The following is a 271-nucleotide window of genomic DNA, read 5'->3' as shown; positions in this document are numbered from 1 at the left end:
GGCGGCGGAGACGACGACGGCGACGGTGGCGAAGCTGGGGGAGTCCTCGGCGGAGATCGGCAACGTGGTGAAGGTGATCACGAGCATCGCGGAGCAGACGAACCTGCTGGCGCTGAACGCCACGATCGAGGCCGCCCGCGCCGGTGAGGCCGGGAAGGGTTTCGCGGTGGTGGCCAACGAGGTGAAGGAGCTGGCGCAGGAGACGGCGAAGGCGACCGAGGACATCGCCCGCCGGGTGCAGGCGATCCAGGGGGACACGACGGCGGCGGTG

The 271-nt window shown here is 71.2% G+C and carries 1 protein-coding gene; it reads left to right on the top strand.

The window, feature by feature from the left end; genetic code table 11:
* Positions 1 to 271 (top strand): methyl-accepting chemotaxis protein (locus E9565_RS22120; protein ID WP_236836751.1); only part of this gene is annotated, 271 nt, incomplete at both ends.

Origin of the sequence: Blastococcus sp. KM273129 (assembly GCF_021698995.1) — a bacterium.
GTDB lineage: Bacteria > Actinomycetota > Actinomycetes > Mycobacteriales > Geodermatophilaceae > Blastococcus.
Note: the sequence above shows the minus strand (reverse complement) of the source record. Positions and strands in the feature narration are given on the sequence as shown.